Source organism: Alterinioella sp. B-7 (assembly GCF_056857775.1).
This window is the reverse complement of record NZ_JBSXNT010000024.1, coordinates 31,071-47,055: the sequence shown is the minus strand read 5'-3', so window position 1 is coordinate 47,055 and position 15,985 is coordinate 31,071. Positions and strand designations below refer to the sequence as shown.

Genomic DNA, 15,985 nt, shown 5'->3' with positions numbered 1-15,985 from the left:
CTTTGCGGGCGGGGCACACGCCTTTCGAACGATGCCCCGCCGCCATCCAACTCGGGAGAGACTTATATGACACTCATGAAAACCTTCCTCGGTGCCGCTGCGGCCATGGCCCTTTCGGCCGGTGCCGCGCTGGCCCAGGACCCGGCCATCATCTTCGACCTCGGCGGCAAGTTCGACCGCTCGTTCAACGAGGCCGCCTGGCGCGGGGCCGAGCAGTGGTCGGAGGAAACCGGCAATTCCTACCGCGAGATCGAGTTGCAGTCGGACGCGCAGCGCGAACAGGCGATGCGCCGCCTGGCCGAAGCGGGCTCGAACCCCATCGTCATGGCAGGCTTCAGCCAGGCCTCGGCATTGGAAGTCGTGGCCCCCGACTATCCCGACACCACCTTCGTGATCATCGACGGCGTGGTCGACGCGCCGAACGTGCGCTCGGTCGTGTTCCGGGAGGAGCAGGGCTCGTACCTGGTGGGGATGCTGGCCGCGATGGCCTCCGAGACCGGCACGGTCGGCTTTGTCGGCGGCATGGATATTCCGCTGATCAGCCGCTTTGGCTGCGGCTATGCGCAAGGCGCGCGTGCGGTCGATCCCGATATCGAGATCATCCAGAACATGACCGGCACAACGCCCGCGGCCTGGAACGACCCGGTGCGCGGCGGTGAACTGACCCGTGGCCAGATCAGCCAGGGCGCCGACGTGGTCTTCGCGGCCGCAGGCGGCACCGGCCTGGGCGTCCTGCAAACCGCGGCGGATGAGGGCATTCTGGGTATTGGCGTGGACAGCAACCAGAACCACCTGCATCCCGGTTCGGTCCTGACCTCGATGCTGAAGCGCGTCGATGTGGCCGTCTATGACGCTTTCTCGACCCCCGTCGAAGAAATCGAGACCGGCCTGCACTTCTTTGGCCTGGAAGAGGACGGCGTGGGCTATGCGCTGGACGAGAACAACGCCGACCTGATCACCGAAGAGATGCAGGCGCGTGTGGCCGAGGCCCGCGACGCGATCATCTCCGGCGAGATCGAGGTGCATAACTACTCGGATGACGGGGCCTGCCCGGTGATGTGATCGCCGCAGCCCTGACATGAGAAGGACGGGCCGCCCGGTGCAAGGGGCGGCCCGTTTTCTGTTGCCTCGGCGCTGGACAGGGGAAAGTGCTGTGGTAACGTCTGAGTCTGCCCGGGCGGCGGGCCGGAAAGACCAACAAGACCACGCGGGACAGAGATCAGCCAATGACAGACGCCCAATCGGACAGCGCGCCCTATGCCATCGAGCTCAAGGGCATTTCCAAGGCCTTCGGGCCGGTCCAGGCCAACAAGGACATCTCGATCAAGGTCCGCAAGGGCACGATCCACGGCATCGTGGGCGAGAACGGGGCCGGAAAATCGACGCTGATGTCGATCCTCTACGGGTTCTACAAGGCCGATGAGGGCGAAATCTTCATCAATGGCACCCTGACCCCGATCCCCGACAGCCAGGCCGCGATCCGCGCGGGCATCGGCATGGTCCACCAGCATTTCAAGCTGGTCGAGAACTTCACCGTTGTCGAGAATGTCATCCTGGGGGCCGAGGATGGCGCGCTGCTGAAGCCCTCGGTCGCCAAGGCGCGCAAGCTGCTGACCGAACTGGCGGCGGAATATGAGCTGCATGTCGATCCCGATGCGATCATCGAGGATCTCAGCGTCGGTCACCAGCAGCGGGTCGAGATCCTGAAACAGCTCTACCGCGAGGCGGACATACTGATCCTGGACGAACCCACCGGGGTTCTGACGCCCGCCGAGGCCGATCAGCTTTTCCGCATCCTCGGACGTCTCAAGGACGAGGGCAAGACGATCATCATGATCACCCACAAGCTGCGCGAGATCATGGATGTGACCGATACCGTCAGCGTCATGCGGCGCGGCGAGATGACCGCGACGGTCAAGACCGCCGACAGCAGCCCCGAGGAACTGGCCGAACTGATGGTGGGGCGCAAGGTTCTCTTGCGGGTGGACAAGTCCCCGACGAAACCGGGCCAGACGGTCCTGCAAGTGCGCGACCTGGTGGTGCATGACGAACAGAAGGTCGAACGGCTGAAAGGCGTCAGTTTCGAGATCAGGGCCGGCGAGGTCCTGGGCATCGCGGGGGTGTCCGGCAATGGCCAGACCGAGTTGCTGGAAGTGCTCGGCGGCATGATCGCCGCGACCAGCGGCGAGATCGTCCTGAACGGCGACAGCATCGACCTGACCGGGGCGAAATCCGACGGCCAGAGCCGCCGAAAGCGTGGCATCGCGCATGTGCCCGAGGACCGCCAGCGCGAGGGGCTGATCATGAATTTCGCGGCGTGGGAAAACGTCGCCTTCGGCTATCACCACGATCCGAAATACCAGAAGAACCGCCTTTTCATGGACAATGCCGCGATGAAGCGCGACACGGCCGAAAAGATGGAACATTATGACGTGCGCCCGCCCGATCCGATGTTGCAGGCCAAGAATTTCTCGGGCGGCAACCAGCAGAAGATCGTCGTCGCCCGCGAGATCGAGCGCAACCCAGACCTGCTGCTGGTCGGGCAGCCGACGCGGGGCGTGGATATCGGCGCGATCGAGTTCATCCACAAGCAGATCATCTCCCTGCGCGACGAGGGCAAGGCGATCTTGCTGGTCTCGGTCGAGCTGGACGAGATCTTCTCGCTATCGGACCGCATCGCGGTGATGTTCGACGGGCGCATCATGGGCGAGCGCCTGCCGGACGAGACCAATGAGGGGGAACTCGGCCTGCTGATGGCCGGTGTGACCAAGGGGGCCGCGTAATGGACAAGATGCCGAGATGGGCCGACGTGGCGCTGATCCCCTTCATCAACCTGGTGCTGGCATTGGCGGTGTCGGCGCTGGTCGTGCTCTATATCGGCGAAAGCCCGGTCGAGGCATTGCAGGTCATGATCCGGGGCTCCGTCGGCAGCGCCTATGGATGGGGCTTTACCCTCTATTACGCCACCAACTTCATCTTCACCGGGCTTGGCGTGGCGGTGGCCTTCCACGCCCGCATGTTCAATATCGGCGGCGAGGGGCAGGCCGCGTTGGGCGGGCTTGGCGTGGCCATGGTCAGTCTCTACATCCCCTGGCCGCATTGGTCGCTGGCGCTGCTCGGCGCGACGATCGGGGCGGCGATCTTCGGGGCGGCCTGGGCCGCGATCCCGGCCTACCTGCAGGCCAAGCGCGGCAGCCATATCGTGATCACCACGATCATGTTCAACTTCATCGCCTCGGCGCTGCTGGTCTATCTGCTGGTCAACGTCTTCCGCGTGCCCGGCAACATGGCCCCGGAAACGGCGCGCTTTGCCGAGGGCGCGCGCCTGCCCAATGCCTATGATGTCGCGCCCTGGCTCGGCTTCAGCCGCTCGACCCCCCTCAACGTCTCGTTCTTCGTCGCCGTCGCCGCCTGTATCGGGGTCTGGCTGATGATCTGGCGCACGCGGCTCGGCTACGAGATCCGGGCCTACGGGTTTTCCGAACCCGGTGCGGTCTATGCCGGCATCAACCCGGTGCGGATCATCATGATCTCGATGCTGGTCTCGGGCGGGCTGAGCGGGCTGATGGCGATCAATTCGGTGATGGGCGAGGCCGAACGGCTGGTCATCGACCCGGTGCAGGGCGCGGGGTTCGTCGGCATCGCGGTGGCGCTGATGGGCCGCTCGCACCCCGTCGGCGTGTTCCTGGCGGCACTCCTCTTCGGGATGCTCTACCAGGGCGGGGCCGAGCTGGAGTTCGAGATGCCCGCCGTGAGCCGCGAGATGCTCCTGGTGATCCAGGCCTTGGTGATCCTCTTTACCGGCGCATTGGACAATATGGTGCGCACACCCGTCGCGCGGGTGTTCCTCAGCCTCAGGAGGGAGAGGGCATGATCCTCGAACGGCTGCCCAACCTGCTGATCGCCGGGGCTGCGCACCTGACCGGCGCTCTGTCATCCGGCCCCGGTGTCGCGCTGATCCTGGTCTGCGGCTTCCTGATCTCGTTCCTCGGGCACGGGGCATGGACGGTCGCGCTGTCCTTGGCCCCGTTCCGAGCGCCCTATGCCCGCGCCAGGGCCGGGGTCGAAGGCGCGCTTGGTGTGTTCTTCGCCTTTGCCGCCTTCAAACTTGCCACCAGCCGGAGCTGAGCCATGGATTTCGCAACCATCCTCCAACTGCTCGACTCGACCGTCCGATCGGCGACGCCGCTGCTCCTGGCCTGCCTGGCGGGGCTCTATTCGGAGCGCTCGGGCATTTTCGATATCGGGCTCGAGGGCAAGATGCTGATCTCGGCCTTCTTCTCGGCCTCGGTCGCGGCCTTCACAGGCAATGTCTGGATCGGCCTTCTGGCGGGCATCGCCGCGTCCATGGTCTTTGCGGCGCTGCACGGGCTGGCCTCGATCACCTTCCGGGGCAACCAGCTGATCTCGGGCGTGGCGATCAACTTCCTTGCCGCCGGGATGACCGTCGTGCTTGGCGATAGCTGGTTCCAGCTTGGCGGCCGCACGCCGCAACTGGTGGGCGATGGCCGGTTCCGCGACATCACCCTGCCCTTTGCCGAGGCAATCGCCGACGTGCCCCTGGTCGGGCCGATCTATTCCGACCTCATCTCGGGCCATTCGATCCTGGTCTACATGGCCTTCTTCTTCGTGCCGCTGACGTGGTGGGTCCTCTACCGCACCCGGTTCGGGCTGCGCCTGCGGGCCGTGGGCGAAAACCCCGCCGCGGTCGATACCGCCGGGATCTCGGTCGTGCGGGCGCGCTATTCGGCCGTATTGATCTGTGGCGTGCTGACCGGCATCGCGGGGGCCTACCTTGCCACCAGCCTGGCCGCCGGGTTCAACAAGGACATGAGCGCGGGCCGTGGCTTTATCGCGCTGGCCGCCCTCATCTTTGCCAAATGGCGGCCCTGGTATGCGCTTTATGCCAGCCTGCTCTTCGGTCTGCTGGACGCGGTGGGGGCGCGGTATCAGAACATCGCGATTGGCGAATTCGTGATCCCGGTGCAGTTCATGCAGGCGCTGCCCTATATCCTGACCGTGGTGATCCTGGCCGGCTTCGTCGGCAAGGCGATCCCGCCGCGCGCCGGTGGCGAGCCGTACGTGAAGGAGCGCTGAGATGGCCGGGCTCGACCGCGTGCTTGCAACCATCCGCGACCGTGCGGGGGCCGATCCGGTCGCCATCGGCCTGATCCTCGGCTCGGGCCTGGGGCACCTGGCCGACGCGGTCGAGGGCGTGGCGATCGACTATGCCGACCTACCGGGATTTCCCCATGCGGGCGTGTCGGGCCACAATCCCAAGCTGGTCATCGGCGATCTGGAGGGCACCCGCGTCGCCGTCTTCGGGGGCCGCGCGCATTACTACGAAAGCGGGCGCGGCGATGCGATGCGCTTTCCGCTGGAGGTGCTGCACGCGCTTGGGGCCGAGGCGCTGATTGCCACGAATGCGGCAGGCTCCATGCGGCCCGATATCCAGCCCGGCGACCTGATGCTGCTGAGCGATCACATCAATTTCTCGGGCCTCAATCCGCTGATCGGGGAAGCCTCGGACCGGCGCTTCGTGCCGATGAAGGACGCCTATGATCCGGCGATCCGCCGCGCCCTGCAAGCCGCCGCCATCGCCGAGGACATCGCGCTGTCCGAAGGCGTCTATGCCTGGTATTCCGGCCCCTCCTTCGAGACCCCCGCAGAGATCAACGCGATCCGTATTCTGGGTGCCGATGCCGTCGGCATGTCGACCGTTCCGGAGGTCATCCTGGCCCGGTTCCTGGGTCTGAAGGCGGCCGCGATCTCGACCGTGACCAACATGGCGGCGGGCCTCAGCGACGAGTCCATCAGCCACGAACATACCAAGAAGATGGCCCCGCTTGGCGCGGCCAAGCTGGAAAAGATCTTGCGCCGGTATCTGCGCGCGGCCTGACGCGCGATCGCCGGCGGCGCCGGTTTTTCGCACCGGCCCCGAACCCAAGGGCCGATTGCTCCGATCTGTCGCAGGCAGGGGCCCGCGTGCGTCACTGGCAATGGCGCGCCGGTCAGGCTAAGGGACATGTACGTATAAGGAAATGCGCCGCACATGTTGATCTACCTTCCCATCGCAGAAGTCAGCGTGAACGCGTTTCTTTTGCTTGGGCTTGGCGGGCTGGTCGGCATCCTGTCGGGCATGTTCGGCGTCGGCGGCGGGTTCTTGATGACGCCGCTCTTGTTCTTCATCGGCATCCCGCCCGCCGTCGCGGTGGCGACCGAGGCGAACCAGATCGTCGCCTCCTCCTTTTCCGGCGTGCTGGCGCATTTCAAGCGCAAAACCGTCGATCTGAAGATGGGCGGCGTGCTGCTGGTTGGCGGGCTGATCGGTGCCGCGCTCGGTGTGCAGCTTTTCAATGCGCTGCGCGCCATCGGGCAGGTCGATCTGCTGGTCAAGCTGTCCTACGTGGTTTTCCTCGGCATCATCGGCGCGCTGATGTTCGTCGAAAGCCTGAACGCCATCGCCAAGTCCCGCAAGGCCAGCGGCCCACCACCGCGCCGCCACCATCGCGGCTGGATCCATGCCCTGCCCTTCAAGACCCGGTTCCGCACCTCGGGCCTCTACCTCAGCGTCATTCCGCCGCTCGTGGTCGGGGTCGCGGTCGGTGTGCTGGCCGCGATCATGGGCGTCGGCGGTGGCTTCATCATGGTGCCCGCGATGATCTATATCCTCGGCATGCCCACCAAGGTCGTGGTGGGCACATCGCTGTTCCAGATCATCTTCGTTACCGCCTTTTCGACGCTTCTGCACGCGACCACGAACTTTACCGTCGACATGGTTCTGGCCGTGCTGCTTCTGGTCGGCGGCGTCGTCGGCGCACAGGTGGGCGCGCGGATCGGTGTCTACCTCAAGGCCGAACAATTGCGCATCCTGCTGGCGATCATGGTGCTGGCGGTCTGCGGCAAGCTGGCCTTCGACCTGTTGGTGCAACCGGCCGAGCTGTTCTCGATCGGCATGGCAGGGTCGCATTGAAACGGCTTGCCCTCATATGTGCGCTGATGCTGGCCCCCCTCGCAGGGCTGGCGCAGGAAGACGACGAAACCCCGCCCGAATCCATCGTGGTCGGCCTCAGCCAGGAATCCGTCGCCATCACCGCGAATTTCAACGGCTCGGAAATCCTCGTCTTCGGGGCGGTGCGGCGAGACGGACCGGTGGAGGGCGAAGACCCGCTGGAGGTCATCATCACCATCGAGGGCCCTCCGCGCCCCGCCACCGTGCGCCGGATGGACCGCAATTACGGCATCTGGATGAATGTCGAGTCGGTCGAGATCGACGCCGCCCCCACTTTCTATGCGGTCGCCACGACCGCGCCTTTCAACGAGGTGATCACATCGACCGAGGACCTGCGCCATCGCATCTCGATCCCGCGCGCGATCCGGGCCGTGGGCACCGGCAGCGACAGGCCCGCCGATTTCACCCAGGCCGTGATCCGCATCCGCTCCGATGCGGGGCTCTACCAGGTGCTGGAAAACACGGTCACGCTGCGCGGCGAAACCCTGTTCAACACCTCCATCGCGCTGCCCGCCAACCTGGTCGAGGGCGATTACCGCGCGCGCATCTTCCTGACCCGCGGGCGCGAAGTGGTGTCGAGCTACACCGCCGCCATCGAGGTGCGCAAGGTCGGTCTGGAACGGCTGATCTACACGCTGGCGCATGAACGCCCGCTGATCTACGGGCTGCTGTCGCTGGTGATCGCCATCGCGGCGGGCTGGTCGGCCTCGGCGGTGTTCCGGTATATCCGCAGCAATTGAGCGGGGCGCAAGGCCCGTCGATAGACCGTGGAAAGAAGGGCCGTCGACGCGGCGTCCCCTCAGCCTCGGCCAACAAATGGCATCTTCGTCGCCATCACGGTCATCGACTGCACATTCGCGCCCGGCGGCAGACCGGCCATATGCAGCACGGCGCGGGCGACATCCTCCACTTCCATGATCGGCGGTTCTTCCTGGCCGAGCGCCCGTGCCCCCTCGGCCACGCTTTCGAGGAGCGGCGTACGCGCATTGCCGATGTCGATTTGACCGGCGGCGATGTCATAGGGCCGCCCATCAAGGCTCAGCGTCCTGGTCAGGCCGGTCACGCCATGCTTGGTGGTTGTGTAGCAGACCGATCCGGGGCGCGGGGAATGGGCGCTGATCGAGCCGTTATTGATGATCCGCCCGCCCTGTGGCACCTGCGCCCGCATCTGGCCGAATGCCACGCGGGCCGCATTGAACATGCCGGTCAGGTTCACGGCCAGGCTGGCGGCCCAATCTTCCGGGTCGATTTCGTCTATGGTGCCCTGCGGCGCGAAGATGCCCGCATTGTTGAACAGCGCATCGAGCCGGCCGAAGCGGGCCACCAGCGCCGCCACTGCGCCCTGCATGGCGGCCAGGTCGGTCACATCGGCGGGCAGGATCAGCGCATCTTCGTGGCCCTCCGCCACCGCCTCCAGCGCCTGCCGCCGCCGTGCCAGCAGACCCACTTGCCAGCCCGCGCCAAGGAACGCCTGCGCCGTCGCCCGGCCAATGCCCGAACTTGCCCCGGTGATCAGGATCACGCCCATCTCATATCCCCTCCAGATCGTCCTGCGCTTCCAGCGTCAGCGGCGTCACCGGCACCTCCAGATCGTCGGTGCCAAGCGGCGTGGTCGGTTTCGACAGGGCATAGCGCCGGATCCAGATCAACCGCTCCTCCGCCCGCGTGATCGCGACATAGGCCAGCCGCTTCCACAGGGCCTGCCCCGCCTCCATCCGCCCCATCCGCGCCGCGCCGTAGAGGTCGGGCGCGAAGACCTGCACATCCTTCCACTGCGACCCTTGCGCCTTGTGGATGGTCACCGCCGCGCCATGCAGGAACGCCGCCCCCATGCGCGCGGCATAGGGGATGAAGGGCTCCTCCTCATCCGGTTTCTCGATCTTGACGATGGAGGCCGCCGACAGTTGCGGGCTCTCCGCCCCGACCACGTGCAGACGCGAAAAGCCGGGCTTGCGCCCCGGTCCCAGGTAGACCACCTGCGCGCCCTTGATCAGGCCGCGCGCCTCCAGGTCGATGCGCTTCTTGCGGTGCTTCACGGGCAACTCGATGCCGTCGCAAATGAGCGGCTCGCCGGGCAAAAGCGCATCCTCGGGCGCGCCATGCGCCAGCCGGAAGGCCCGGATCAGCCGGATACGCGTGGCATTGCGCCAGACCAGGACCGGGCTGCGCGCCATCAGGTCGCTATCGGCCCGTGCGCCCAACACGATCCGCTCATCGCGGGCTGCCGCCTCCTCGACCATGCGTTCGAACTGCTCGAAGCCGAGGTCCGGATCGCCAAGCGCATGGGCCAGGTCCAGGATCGGGTTATCCGCCTCCTGCCGGTGAATGCGCCGAAGCTCCAGCTTGCGCGGGCCCGAGAGCCGGTCGAACACCATCTCGCCCGATTGACCGACGGGGGCCAATTGCGCCGGGTCGCCGAAAAGCACCAGCATCGGAAAGATCTCGCGCAGATCGTCCAGCTGTTTCTCATCCAGCATCGAGCTTTCATCGACAAAGCCGATATCCAAGCCGTCCTCGCGCCGTTTCCAGCCGGTGATGAAATCCGAACCGCGCAGCCCCGCAGCCGCCAGCGCCGCGGGCACCGATTTATGCGCGTCATAGACCAGCTTGGCGCGGTCCAGCATGGCCTCGGTCAGTGCCTCGATCTCGGGCCGCTCGCCCTGGCCCGCCAGCCATTCCGCGACCTTCTCGTATTCCGGGTCATAGACAGGCGTATAGAGGATGCGGTGAATGGTGGTCGCGGGCACGCCGCGGGTGCGCAGCACGGAGGCCGCCTTGTTCGTGGGGGCCAGGATGGCCAGGGTGCGCCGGTCGCGCCGCCGCTTGCCCTCCCAATCGCCGGAGACCAGCTCCACCCCCAGGCCCTCCAGCGCGGTGACAAGCTCGGCCAACAGCAAGGTCTTGCCGCTGCCCGCCTTGCCGATCACGGCCATGACTTGCGCCTTGCCCTCGGCTGCGGGCAGAAGCGTCTCGGCCTCCAGATCGACACCGACCTTGCGCATGGCCTCGGCCAGCGCATCGAAGGCCGCCGCCTGATCGTCCGAAAATGTCACTGCCGCGCCTGCCATGGGGCCACCCTACCGGCAAGGAAATCGGGCCACCATGCGAAAACCGCGTCTGATCATCTTCTTGGTGCAAATACTCACCGGCGCAACAGCGGTCACAACCACCATGGTCAGTTGGACTCATCGCCCCCTGATCCTGTCCATGGAAATGCGGCGCTAGGAGGGCTGCCAAAGGCGGCCTGACGCGCGCCGCCCCGGCCCCCCGCAACGACAAAGGCCCGCGCCGTTCAATGGGCGCGGGCCTCTCAGTCCAGTGCATCCGGATCAGGCTTTCGGCCCGGCCTCCAGCACATCCTCCAGCGTCAGCAAACCAGTGCGCGGGGCCTGCACGAGGACCGACATGTTGCCCGGCTTGTGCTCGTTCTTGTACATCTTCATATGCGCCTGCGGCAGCTCCTCCCAGGGGAAGACCTCGGACATGCAGGGATCCAGCCGCCGCTCGACCATCAGCTTGTTGGCCGCCGAAGCCTGCTTGAGATGGGCGAAATGCGAGCCTTGCAGGCGCTTCTGGTGCATCCACATGTAGCGCACGTCGAAGGTCGTGTTGAACCCGGAGGTTCCGGCGCAGATCACCACCATGCCGCCCTTCTTGCAGACCAGGGTCGAGACCGGGAAGGTCGCCTCGCCGGGATGCTCGAAGACGATGTCGACATTGTTGCCCTTGCCGGTGATGTCCCAGATCGCCTTGCCGAACTTGCGCGCTTCCTTGAACCACTCGGCATATTCCGGCGTGTTGACGGTGGGCAATTGCCCCCAACACTTGAAGTCCTTGCGGTTGATCACGCCCTTTGCGCCCAGGTCCATCACGAACTGGCGCTTGTCCTCGTCCGAGATCACGCCGATCGCGTTGGCCCCTGCCGTGTTGATCAGCTGGATCGCGTAGGAGCCCAGGCCCCCCGAGGCGCCCCAGACCAGCACGTTCTGGCCGGGCTTCAGCTCATGCGGGTGGTGGCCAAAGAGCATCCGGTAGGCGGTGGCCAGCGTCAGCGTGTAGCAGGCGCTTTCTTCCCAGGTCAGGTGCTTGGGACGCGCCATCAACTGCTGCGCCTGCACGTTGGTGAACTGCGCGAAGCTGCCGTCCGGCGTCTCGTAGCCCCAGATCCGCTGGCTGGTGGAAAACATCGGATCGCCGCCGTTGCATTCCTCGTCGTCGCCATCGTCCTGGTTGCAGTGGATCACGACCTCGTCGCCGACCTTCCAGCGCGTGACCTTGTCGCCCACGGCCCAGACGATGCCGGAGGCGTCCGAGCCCGCGATGTGATAGGGCGCGCCGTGGCCGTCAAAGGGGCTGATCGGCACGCCGAGGCCCGCCCAGACCCCGTTGTAATTGACGCCTGCCGCCATCACCAGGACCAGCACCTCGTTGCTGTCCAGCACCGGCACGTCGACCACCTCGACCTGGAACGCCTCGGTCGGCTCCCCATGGCGTTCGCGGCGGATCGCCCAGGCATACATCTGCTTGGGAACGAACCCCATCGGGGGAATCTCACCCATCTCGTAGAGGTCTTTTTCGGGCGCGTCATAGGTCGCGATTGCGGGGTTGCTGTCCAAGGCCATCAGCTCCTCCATCAGGAATTTCTGCAATGCGGAATGATTCCGCGCTTGCAGCAAGGGATAAAAGCCCCTGCGCAACTATGCAACCCGGAAATGGGGGTATCGCGTAATATTATGTCGCGGCGTAGATCAGTCCGGGCTGTCTCCGTCAAAATCCACCAGGAGCGGCGCGATGGATTGGGCGTAGAATTGCATGATCTCTTCGCCATCCGGGGTCAGGATCAGGGCATCATCGCGCACCTGCAGCATCTTGCGCAGCGCCAGCCCGTTGAGCCCTGCGTCGATGACGGTGTCGAGGTCAGCCTCGGGCATCTGCATCCGCGCGCCCCGCGCCTCCAGATACGCGACACGGGCCTTGACGGCAGGGGTCAGCGCCGCCCGGCTGCGCACGCCCGCAGTCATCGCATGGGCGATCACCGGGAAGGGCACGACGGGCATCACGTCCGAGATGCGCGCCATCAGGTCATCGCCCAGTGTCTCGGCCTGACCCTGGTGCTCTTCCATGAAACTGCTCAGGCGCAGCGGCTCGCCGAAACTGACGGCGGCGATCCCGTAGCGATGCACCCGGCCCGTCAGTTTCTGCCAGACAAGGTTGCGCAGGTAACGGTAGATCGGCTTGAGCGAGAACCGGAAGTTCCGCGTGCCGGATGTGTTGGCCTGGATCAGCGCGCGATCCTCCATCACGCGGTCATAGTTGATCGCCACCGGCATGAAGACGACATCACGGCTTTTGCCCGGTTCGAACCCGTCGATGATATAGGACAGCAGCCCCAGTTTCGGCTCACGCAATGCGCCGGTACGGCTGAGGCCGCCTTCGGGGAACACGGCCTGGGTCACGCCCGCCTCGGTCGCCATCTGCACGTAGCGCGCCAGCACCTTGCGGTAGAGCGGGTTGTTGTGGCGGCGGCGGATGAAGTAGCCGCCGAGCATCCGGATGAGGGGTTGCAGCGGCCAGACCCGCGCCCATTCCCCCACCGCATAGGCCAGCGCGGACCGGTTCGCGGCCAGCCATGTGACCAGCACGTAATCCATGTTCGAGCGGTGGTTCATCACGAAGACGACGGTGGCATCCTCGGCCACGCCCTCCAGCGCGTCGGCGTTTTCCGTCCCGACCCGCACCTGGTAGAGCGAGCGCGACAGGAACCGGGCGACACGGATGGCGAAGCCGAAATAGGTGAAGGCCGAGAAGGAGGGCACGATCTCGCGCGCGTAGCGCTCGGCGCGTTCGGCCACGGCATCCTCGCGGATATTATGCTCGCGTGCGTAATCCAGCACCGCGCGGGCAACGGCGGGGTCATAGCGCAACCGCATGATCGTGTCGTGGCGCCGCGCCAGCTTGAAGGGCCGGATCGGGATCGCAAGGCGCTGGTTCAACCGCTCGACCGCGCGCTCCAACCGGCGGCGCAGATACCAGCGGACGGACGGCATCAGCACCCGGTCCAACGCGGTGACCGCCGCGAAAAGCAGCATCAGGATCAGGAACCAGGCCGGGACTTCGATTGATCTGAACATTGCAGGCGACGGTGGCAGGAAAACCGCGTGGCATCAATCGCGCTTATGCAGCATGATCGGGGCCGGACAGCAAGAGGAGATGACCGATGCCCAAGCCCGATCTCGACAGCGCCTATGCCCTTGGCGACGCGGAAGAGACCAAGGAGTTCTACGCGGATTGGGCCGAGACCTATGACGAGAGCTTTGCCGAGGCGCGCGGCTATGCCTCGCCGCGTGAGGTGGCACGGGTGTTTCGCGCCGCCGAGGGGGATAACGCGCCGGTTCTGGATATCGGCGCGGGCACGGGCTTGCTTGGCGAAGCCTTGCAGGGCACGGTGATCGACGCGCTGGACCTGTCGCCCGAGATGCTGGAGGTCGCGCGCGGCAAGGGCGTCTATCGCAATCTGATGACCGGCGACCTGACCGGGCCGCTGGATATCCCGTCCGAGAGCTATGGCGGCCTGGTGTCGACCGGCACTTTCACGCATGGCCATGTCGGCGCGGTCTGCTTGGCCGAACTGTGGCGCATTGCCAGGCCGGATGCCCTCTTCGTCTGCACCGTGATCGCGGATGTTCTGGACAGTGCCGGGTTCGGATCCGCGCTGGCGCAGATGGTGGCGCGCGGACAGATCACGCCGGTCGCGTTTCATGAGTTTGACATCTACGACAAGCCCGGCGGCGACCACGGCACCGACAAGGCCCTGATCATGCAGTTCCGCAAACGCGGCTGACGGGCCAGCGATGCCGCAATGCAGCACGTTGACAAGGTATTTTTGTTTCCCATATATCGTTACTCACGAAACAAGATTACCCGACATGTCAGGAGCCTTGCCATGACCGCCGCCCAGAAAGACCGCCCCTGGCTGATCCGCACCTATGCGGGCCATTCCACCGCCAAGGCGTCGAACGCGCTCTACCGCGGGAACCTGGCCAAGGGGCAGACGGGGCTTTCCGTGGCCTTCGACCTGCCGACGCAGACGGGCTATGACAGCGACCACGAGCTGGCGCGCGGCGAGGTCGGCAAGGTTGGCGTGCCGGTCTGTCACCTGGGCGACATGCGGGCGCTGTTCGACCAGATCCCGCTGGAGCAGATGAACACCTCGATGACGATCAACGCGACGGCGCCCTGGCTTCTGTCGCTCTATATCGCGGTGGCCGAGGAACAGGGCGCGGACATCTCCAAGCTGACCGGCACGGTGCAGAATGACCTGATCAAGGAATATCTCAGCCGGGGCACCTATGTCTGCCCGCCTGAACCGAGCCTGCGAATGATCGCGGATGTGGCCGAGTTTTGCTACACGAACGTGCCGAAATGGAACCCGATGAACGTGTGTTCCTACCATTTGCAGGAGGCCGGTGCCACGCCCGAGCAGGAACTGGCCTTTGCACTGGCCACGGGCATCGCGGTGCTGGACGCACTTCAACCGCGGGTGCCCGAGGGTGATTTCCCGATGCTGGTCGGGCGCATTTCCTTCTTCGTGAATGCGGGCATTCGCTTCGTCACCGAAATGTGCAAGATGCGCGCTTTCGTGGATCTCTGGGATGAGATTTGCCGCGACCGCTATGGCGTTGACGACCCCAAGATGCGGCGCTTTCGCTACGGCGTGCAGGTCAATTCGCTTGGGCTGACGGAACAGCAGCCCGAAAACAACGTCTACCGCATCCTGATCGAAATGCTGGCCGTCACCCTGTCGAAAAACGCCCGCGCCCGCGCCGTGCAATTGCCCGCCTGGAACGAGGCGCTCGGATTGCCGCGCCCCTGGGATCAGCAATGGTCGATGCGGATGCAGCAGATCATGGCCTATGAAACCGACCTGCTGGAATATGGCGACCTCTTTGACGGAAATCCCGTGGTCGATGGCAAGGTCGAGGCGCTGAAAGAGGGCGCGCGGGCGGAATTGGCCAATCTCGATGCCATGGGCGGCGCGATTGCGGCGATTGATTACATGAAGACACGGCTGGTCGAATCGAATGCCGACCGTGTGAACGCGATCGAGCGCGGTGACACGGTCGTGGTTGGCGTCAACAAATACACCGAGGGCGAGCCCTCGCCACTGATGAGCGAAGGCGGCGGCATCATGGTCGTCGATCCCGCCACCGAGGCCGAGCAGATCGAGCGGCTTGACGACTGGCGCGCGTCCCGCGACGCGGATGAGGTGGGCCGCGCTTTGGACGATCTGCGCGCCGCCGCCGCCGAGGGGCGCAACATCATGCCCGCCTCGATCAAGGCCGCGAAGGCCGGCGTCACCACGGGCGAATGGGCCGATGTGATGCGCGTCGTGCATGGTGAATATCGCGGCCCCACGGGTGTAGCGCGGGGCGTGTCGAACAAGACCGAAGGGTTGGAGGATATTCGCGCGGCGGTTGACCTCGTTTCGGACAAGCTCGGCCATCGGCTGAAATTCCTGGTCGGCAAGCCGGGGCTCGACGGGCATTCCAACGGGGCCGAGCAGATCGCCTTCCGCGCGCGCGATTGCGGCATGGATATTTCCTACGAGGGCATTCGCCTGTCGCCGGAACAGATCGTGGCGGCGGCGATTGAGCAGCGCCCGGATGTCATCGGCCTGTCGATCCTGTCAGGCAGCCATGTGCCCCTGATCGGCCAAGTAATGGACCGGCTGCGCGCCGGAAACCTGGGTCACATTCCCGTAATGGTGGGCGGAATCATCCCCGATGAAGATGCCGAGAAACTGCGCGGTTTCGGCGTGGCGCGGGTCTATACGCCCAAGGATTTCGAATTGAACCGAATCATGATGGATATTGTCGGACTGCTCGACCCCACGGAAATTGCCGCGGAATAAGGCGCGATCCGTCATTCCCTCGGCAATCCGCCTGTCCTTTTCGTCAGGTCACGCCGATGGGA

General features: G+C 65.2%; 14 protein-coding genes. 10 read left to right on the top strand and 4 right to left on the bottom strand.

Annotation, left to right across the window (positions count from 1 at the left end; all coding sequences use genetic code 11):
* The first annotated feature begins 66 nt into the window (after positions 1 to 66).
* The 8 genes from AC13C7_RS04965 (at position 67) to AC13C7_RS04930 (ending at position 7,752) form a co-directional block, all read left to right on the top strand.
* Positions 67 to 1,062 (top strand): BMP family lipoprotein, encoded by a 996-nt coding sequence (locus AC13C7_RS04965; protein WP_172319577.1) that lies wholly within the window; start codon positions 67 to 69, stop codon positions 1,060 to 1,062.
* Between the two features lie 164 nt (positions 1,063 to 1,226).
* A complete protein-coding gene (locus tag AC13C7_RS04960) occupies positions 1,227 to 2,783 on the top strand; it encodes an ABC transporter ATP-binding protein (RefSeq protein WP_482866781.1) in 1,557 nt (518 codons plus the stop codon).
* A complete protein-coding gene (locus AC13C7_RS04955; protein ID WP_172319575.1) occupies positions 2,783 to 3,874 on the top strand; it encodes an ABC transporter permease in 1,092 nt (363 codons plus the stop codon). Before AC13C7_RS04960 ends, AC13C7_RS04955 begins: the two co-directional genes overlap by 1 nt.
* Positions 3,871 to 4,128 carry a hypothetical protein gene (locus tag AC13C7_RS04950; protein WP_482866780.1) on the top strand — a complete coding sequence of 86 codons (258 nt, stop codon included), beginning with the start codon at positions 3,871 to 3,873 and terminating at the stop codon, positions 4,126 to 4,128. Before AC13C7_RS04955 ends, AC13C7_RS04950 begins: the two co-directional genes overlap by 4 nt.
* A gap of 3 nt (positions 4,129 to 4,131) precedes the next feature.
* Positions 4,132 to 5,097 (top strand): ABC transporter permease, encoded by a 966-nt coding sequence (locus AC13C7_RS04945; protein ID WP_172319573.1) that lies wholly within the window; start codon positions 4,132 to 4,134, stop codon positions 5,095 to 5,097.
* A 1-nt stretch (position 5,098) separates the two neighbouring features.
* The gene (locus tag AC13C7_RS04940) at positions 5,099 to 5,899 is read left to right on the top strand and encodes a purine-nucleoside phosphorylase (RefSeq protein ID WP_482866779.1); all 801 of its coding nucleotides are present in this window, start codon (positions 5,099 to 5,101) and stop codon (positions 5,897 to 5,899) included.
* 153 nt (positions 5,900 to 6,052) lie between these two features.
* A complete protein-coding gene (locus AC13C7_RS04935; protein ID WP_482866778.1) occupies positions 6,053 to 6,973 on the top strand; it encodes a sulfite exporter TauE/SafE family protein in 921 nt (306 codons plus the stop codon).
* Between the two features lie 26 nt (positions 6,974 to 6,999).
* The gene (locus AC13C7_RS04930) at positions 7,000 to 7,752 is read left to right on the top strand and encodes a TIGR02186 family protein (RefSeq protein ID WP_446119595.1); all 753 of its coding nucleotides are present in this window, start codon (positions 7,000 to 7,002) and stop codon (positions 7,750 to 7,752) included.
* A gap of 59 nt (positions 7,753 to 7,811) precedes the next feature.
* On the opposite strand, the gene AC13C7_RS04925 is transcribed toward AC13C7_RS04930, so the two are convergent.
* The 4 genes from AC13C7_RS04925 to AC13C7_RS04910 form a co-directional block, all read right to left on the bottom strand.
* The gene (locus tag AC13C7_RS04925) at positions 7,812 to 8,540 is read right to left on the bottom strand and encodes an SDR family oxidoreductase (protein WP_482866777.1); all 729 of its coding nucleotides are present in this window, start codon (positions 8,538 to 8,540) and stop codon (positions 7,812 to 7,814) included.
* Position 8,541: 1 nt separating this feature from the next.
* Positions 8,542 to 10,080, bottom strand: coding sequence for an ATP-dependent DNA helicase (locus AC13C7_RS04920; RefSeq protein ID WP_482866776.1), 1,539 nt, complete (start codon positions 10,078 to 10,080; stop codon positions 8,542 to 8,544).
* 261 nt (positions 10,081 to 10,341) lie between these two features.
* On the bottom strand, positions 10,342 to 11,634 hold the full coding sequence (ccrA, locus tag AC13C7_RS04915; RefSeq protein WP_446119610.1) for a crotonyl-CoA carboxylase/reductase: 1,293 nt from the start codon (positions 11,632 to 11,634) through the stop codon (positions 10,342 to 10,344).
* A 126-nt stretch (positions 11,635 to 11,760) separates the two neighbouring features.
* Positions 11,761 to 13,143: a 1-acyl-sn-glycerol-3-phosphate acyltransferase gene (locus tag AC13C7_RS04910; protein WP_482866775.1), complete on the bottom strand. Its 1,383-nt coding sequence runs from the start codon at positions 13,141 to 13,143 to the stop codon at positions 11,761 to 11,763.
* Between the two features lie 86 nt (positions 13,144 to 13,229).
* On the opposite strand from AC13C7_RS04910, the gene AC13C7_RS04905 reads away from it, so the two are divergent.
* Both AC13C7_RS04905 and AC13C7_RS04900 read left to right on the top strand, forming a co-directional pair.
* Complete coding sequence (locus tag AC13C7_RS04905) at positions 13,230 to 13,853, top strand: class I SAM-dependent DNA methyltransferase (protein ID WP_482866774.1); 624 nt, start codon at positions 13,230 to 13,232, stop codon at positions 13,851 to 13,853.
* Positions 13,854 to 13,955: 102 nt separating this feature from the next.
* Entirely contained in the window at positions 13,956 to 15,923 is a 1,968-nt protein-coding gene (locus AC13C7_RS04900) for a methylmalonyl-CoA mutase family protein (RefSeq protein ID WP_482866773.1), read from the top strand.
* Positions 15,924 to 15,985: the final 62 nt, after the last annotated feature.

What these genes read in the sequence shown, in the direction of transcription:
- AC13C7_RS04965 (WP_172319577.1), top strand. Translation starts at nt 67, where the DNA reads ATGACACTCATGAAAACCTTCCTCGGTGCCGCTGCGGCCATGGCCCTT.
- AC13C7_RS04960 (WP_482866781.1), top strand. Translation starts at nt 1,227, where the DNA reads ATGACAGACGCCCAATCGGACAGCGCGCCCTATGCCATCGAGCTCAAG.
- AC13C7_RS04955 (WP_172319575.1), top strand. Translation starts at nt 2,783, where the DNA reads ATGGACAAGATGCCGAGATGGGCCGACGTGGCGCTGATCCCCTTCATC.
- AC13C7_RS04950 (WP_482866780.1), top strand. Translation starts at nt 3,871, where the DNA reads ATGATCCTCGAACGGCTGCCCAACCTGCTGATCGCCGGGGCTGCGCAC.
- AC13C7_RS04945 (WP_172319573.1), top strand. Translation starts at nt 4,132, where the DNA reads ATGGATTTCGCAACCATCCTCCAACTGCTCGACTCGACCGTCCGATCG.
- AC13C7_RS04940 (WP_482866779.1), top strand. Translation starts at nt 5,099, where the DNA reads ATGGCCGGGCTCGACCGCGTGCTTGCAACCATCCGCGACCGTGCGGGG.
- AC13C7_RS04935 (WP_482866778.1), top strand. Translation starts at nt 6,053, where the DNA reads ATGTTGATCTACCTTCCCATCGCAGAAGTCAGCGTGAACGCGTTTCTT.
- AC13C7_RS04930 (WP_446119595.1), top strand. Translation starts at nt 7,000, where the DNA reads ATGCTGGCCCCCCTCGCAGGGCTGGCGCAGGAAGACGACGAAACCCCG.
- AC13C7_RS04925 (WP_482866777.1), bottom strand. Translation starts at nt 8,540, where the DNA reads ATGGGCGTGATCCTGATCACCGGGGCAAGTTCGGGCATTGGCCGGGCG.
- AC13C7_RS04920 (WP_482866776.1), bottom strand. Translation starts at nt 10,080, where the DNA reads ATGGCAGGCGCGGCAGTGACATTTTCGGACGATCAGGCGGCGGCCTTC.
- ccrA (WP_446119610.1), bottom strand. Translation starts at nt 11,634, where the DNA reads ATGGCCTTGGACAGCAACCCCGCAATCGCGACCTATGACGCGCCCGAA.
- AC13C7_RS04910 (WP_482866775.1), bottom strand. Translation starts at nt 13,143, where the DNA reads ATGTTCAGATCAATCGAAGTCCCGGCCTGGTTCCTGATCCTGATGCTG.
- AC13C7_RS04905 (WP_482866774.1), top strand. Translation starts at nt 13,230, where the DNA reads ATGCCCAAGCCCGATCTCGACAGCGCCTATGCCCTTGGCGACGCGGAA.
- AC13C7_RS04900 (WP_482866773.1), top strand. Translation starts at nt 13,956, where the DNA reads ATGACCGCCGCCCAGAAAGACCGCCCCTGGCTGATCCGCACCTATGCG.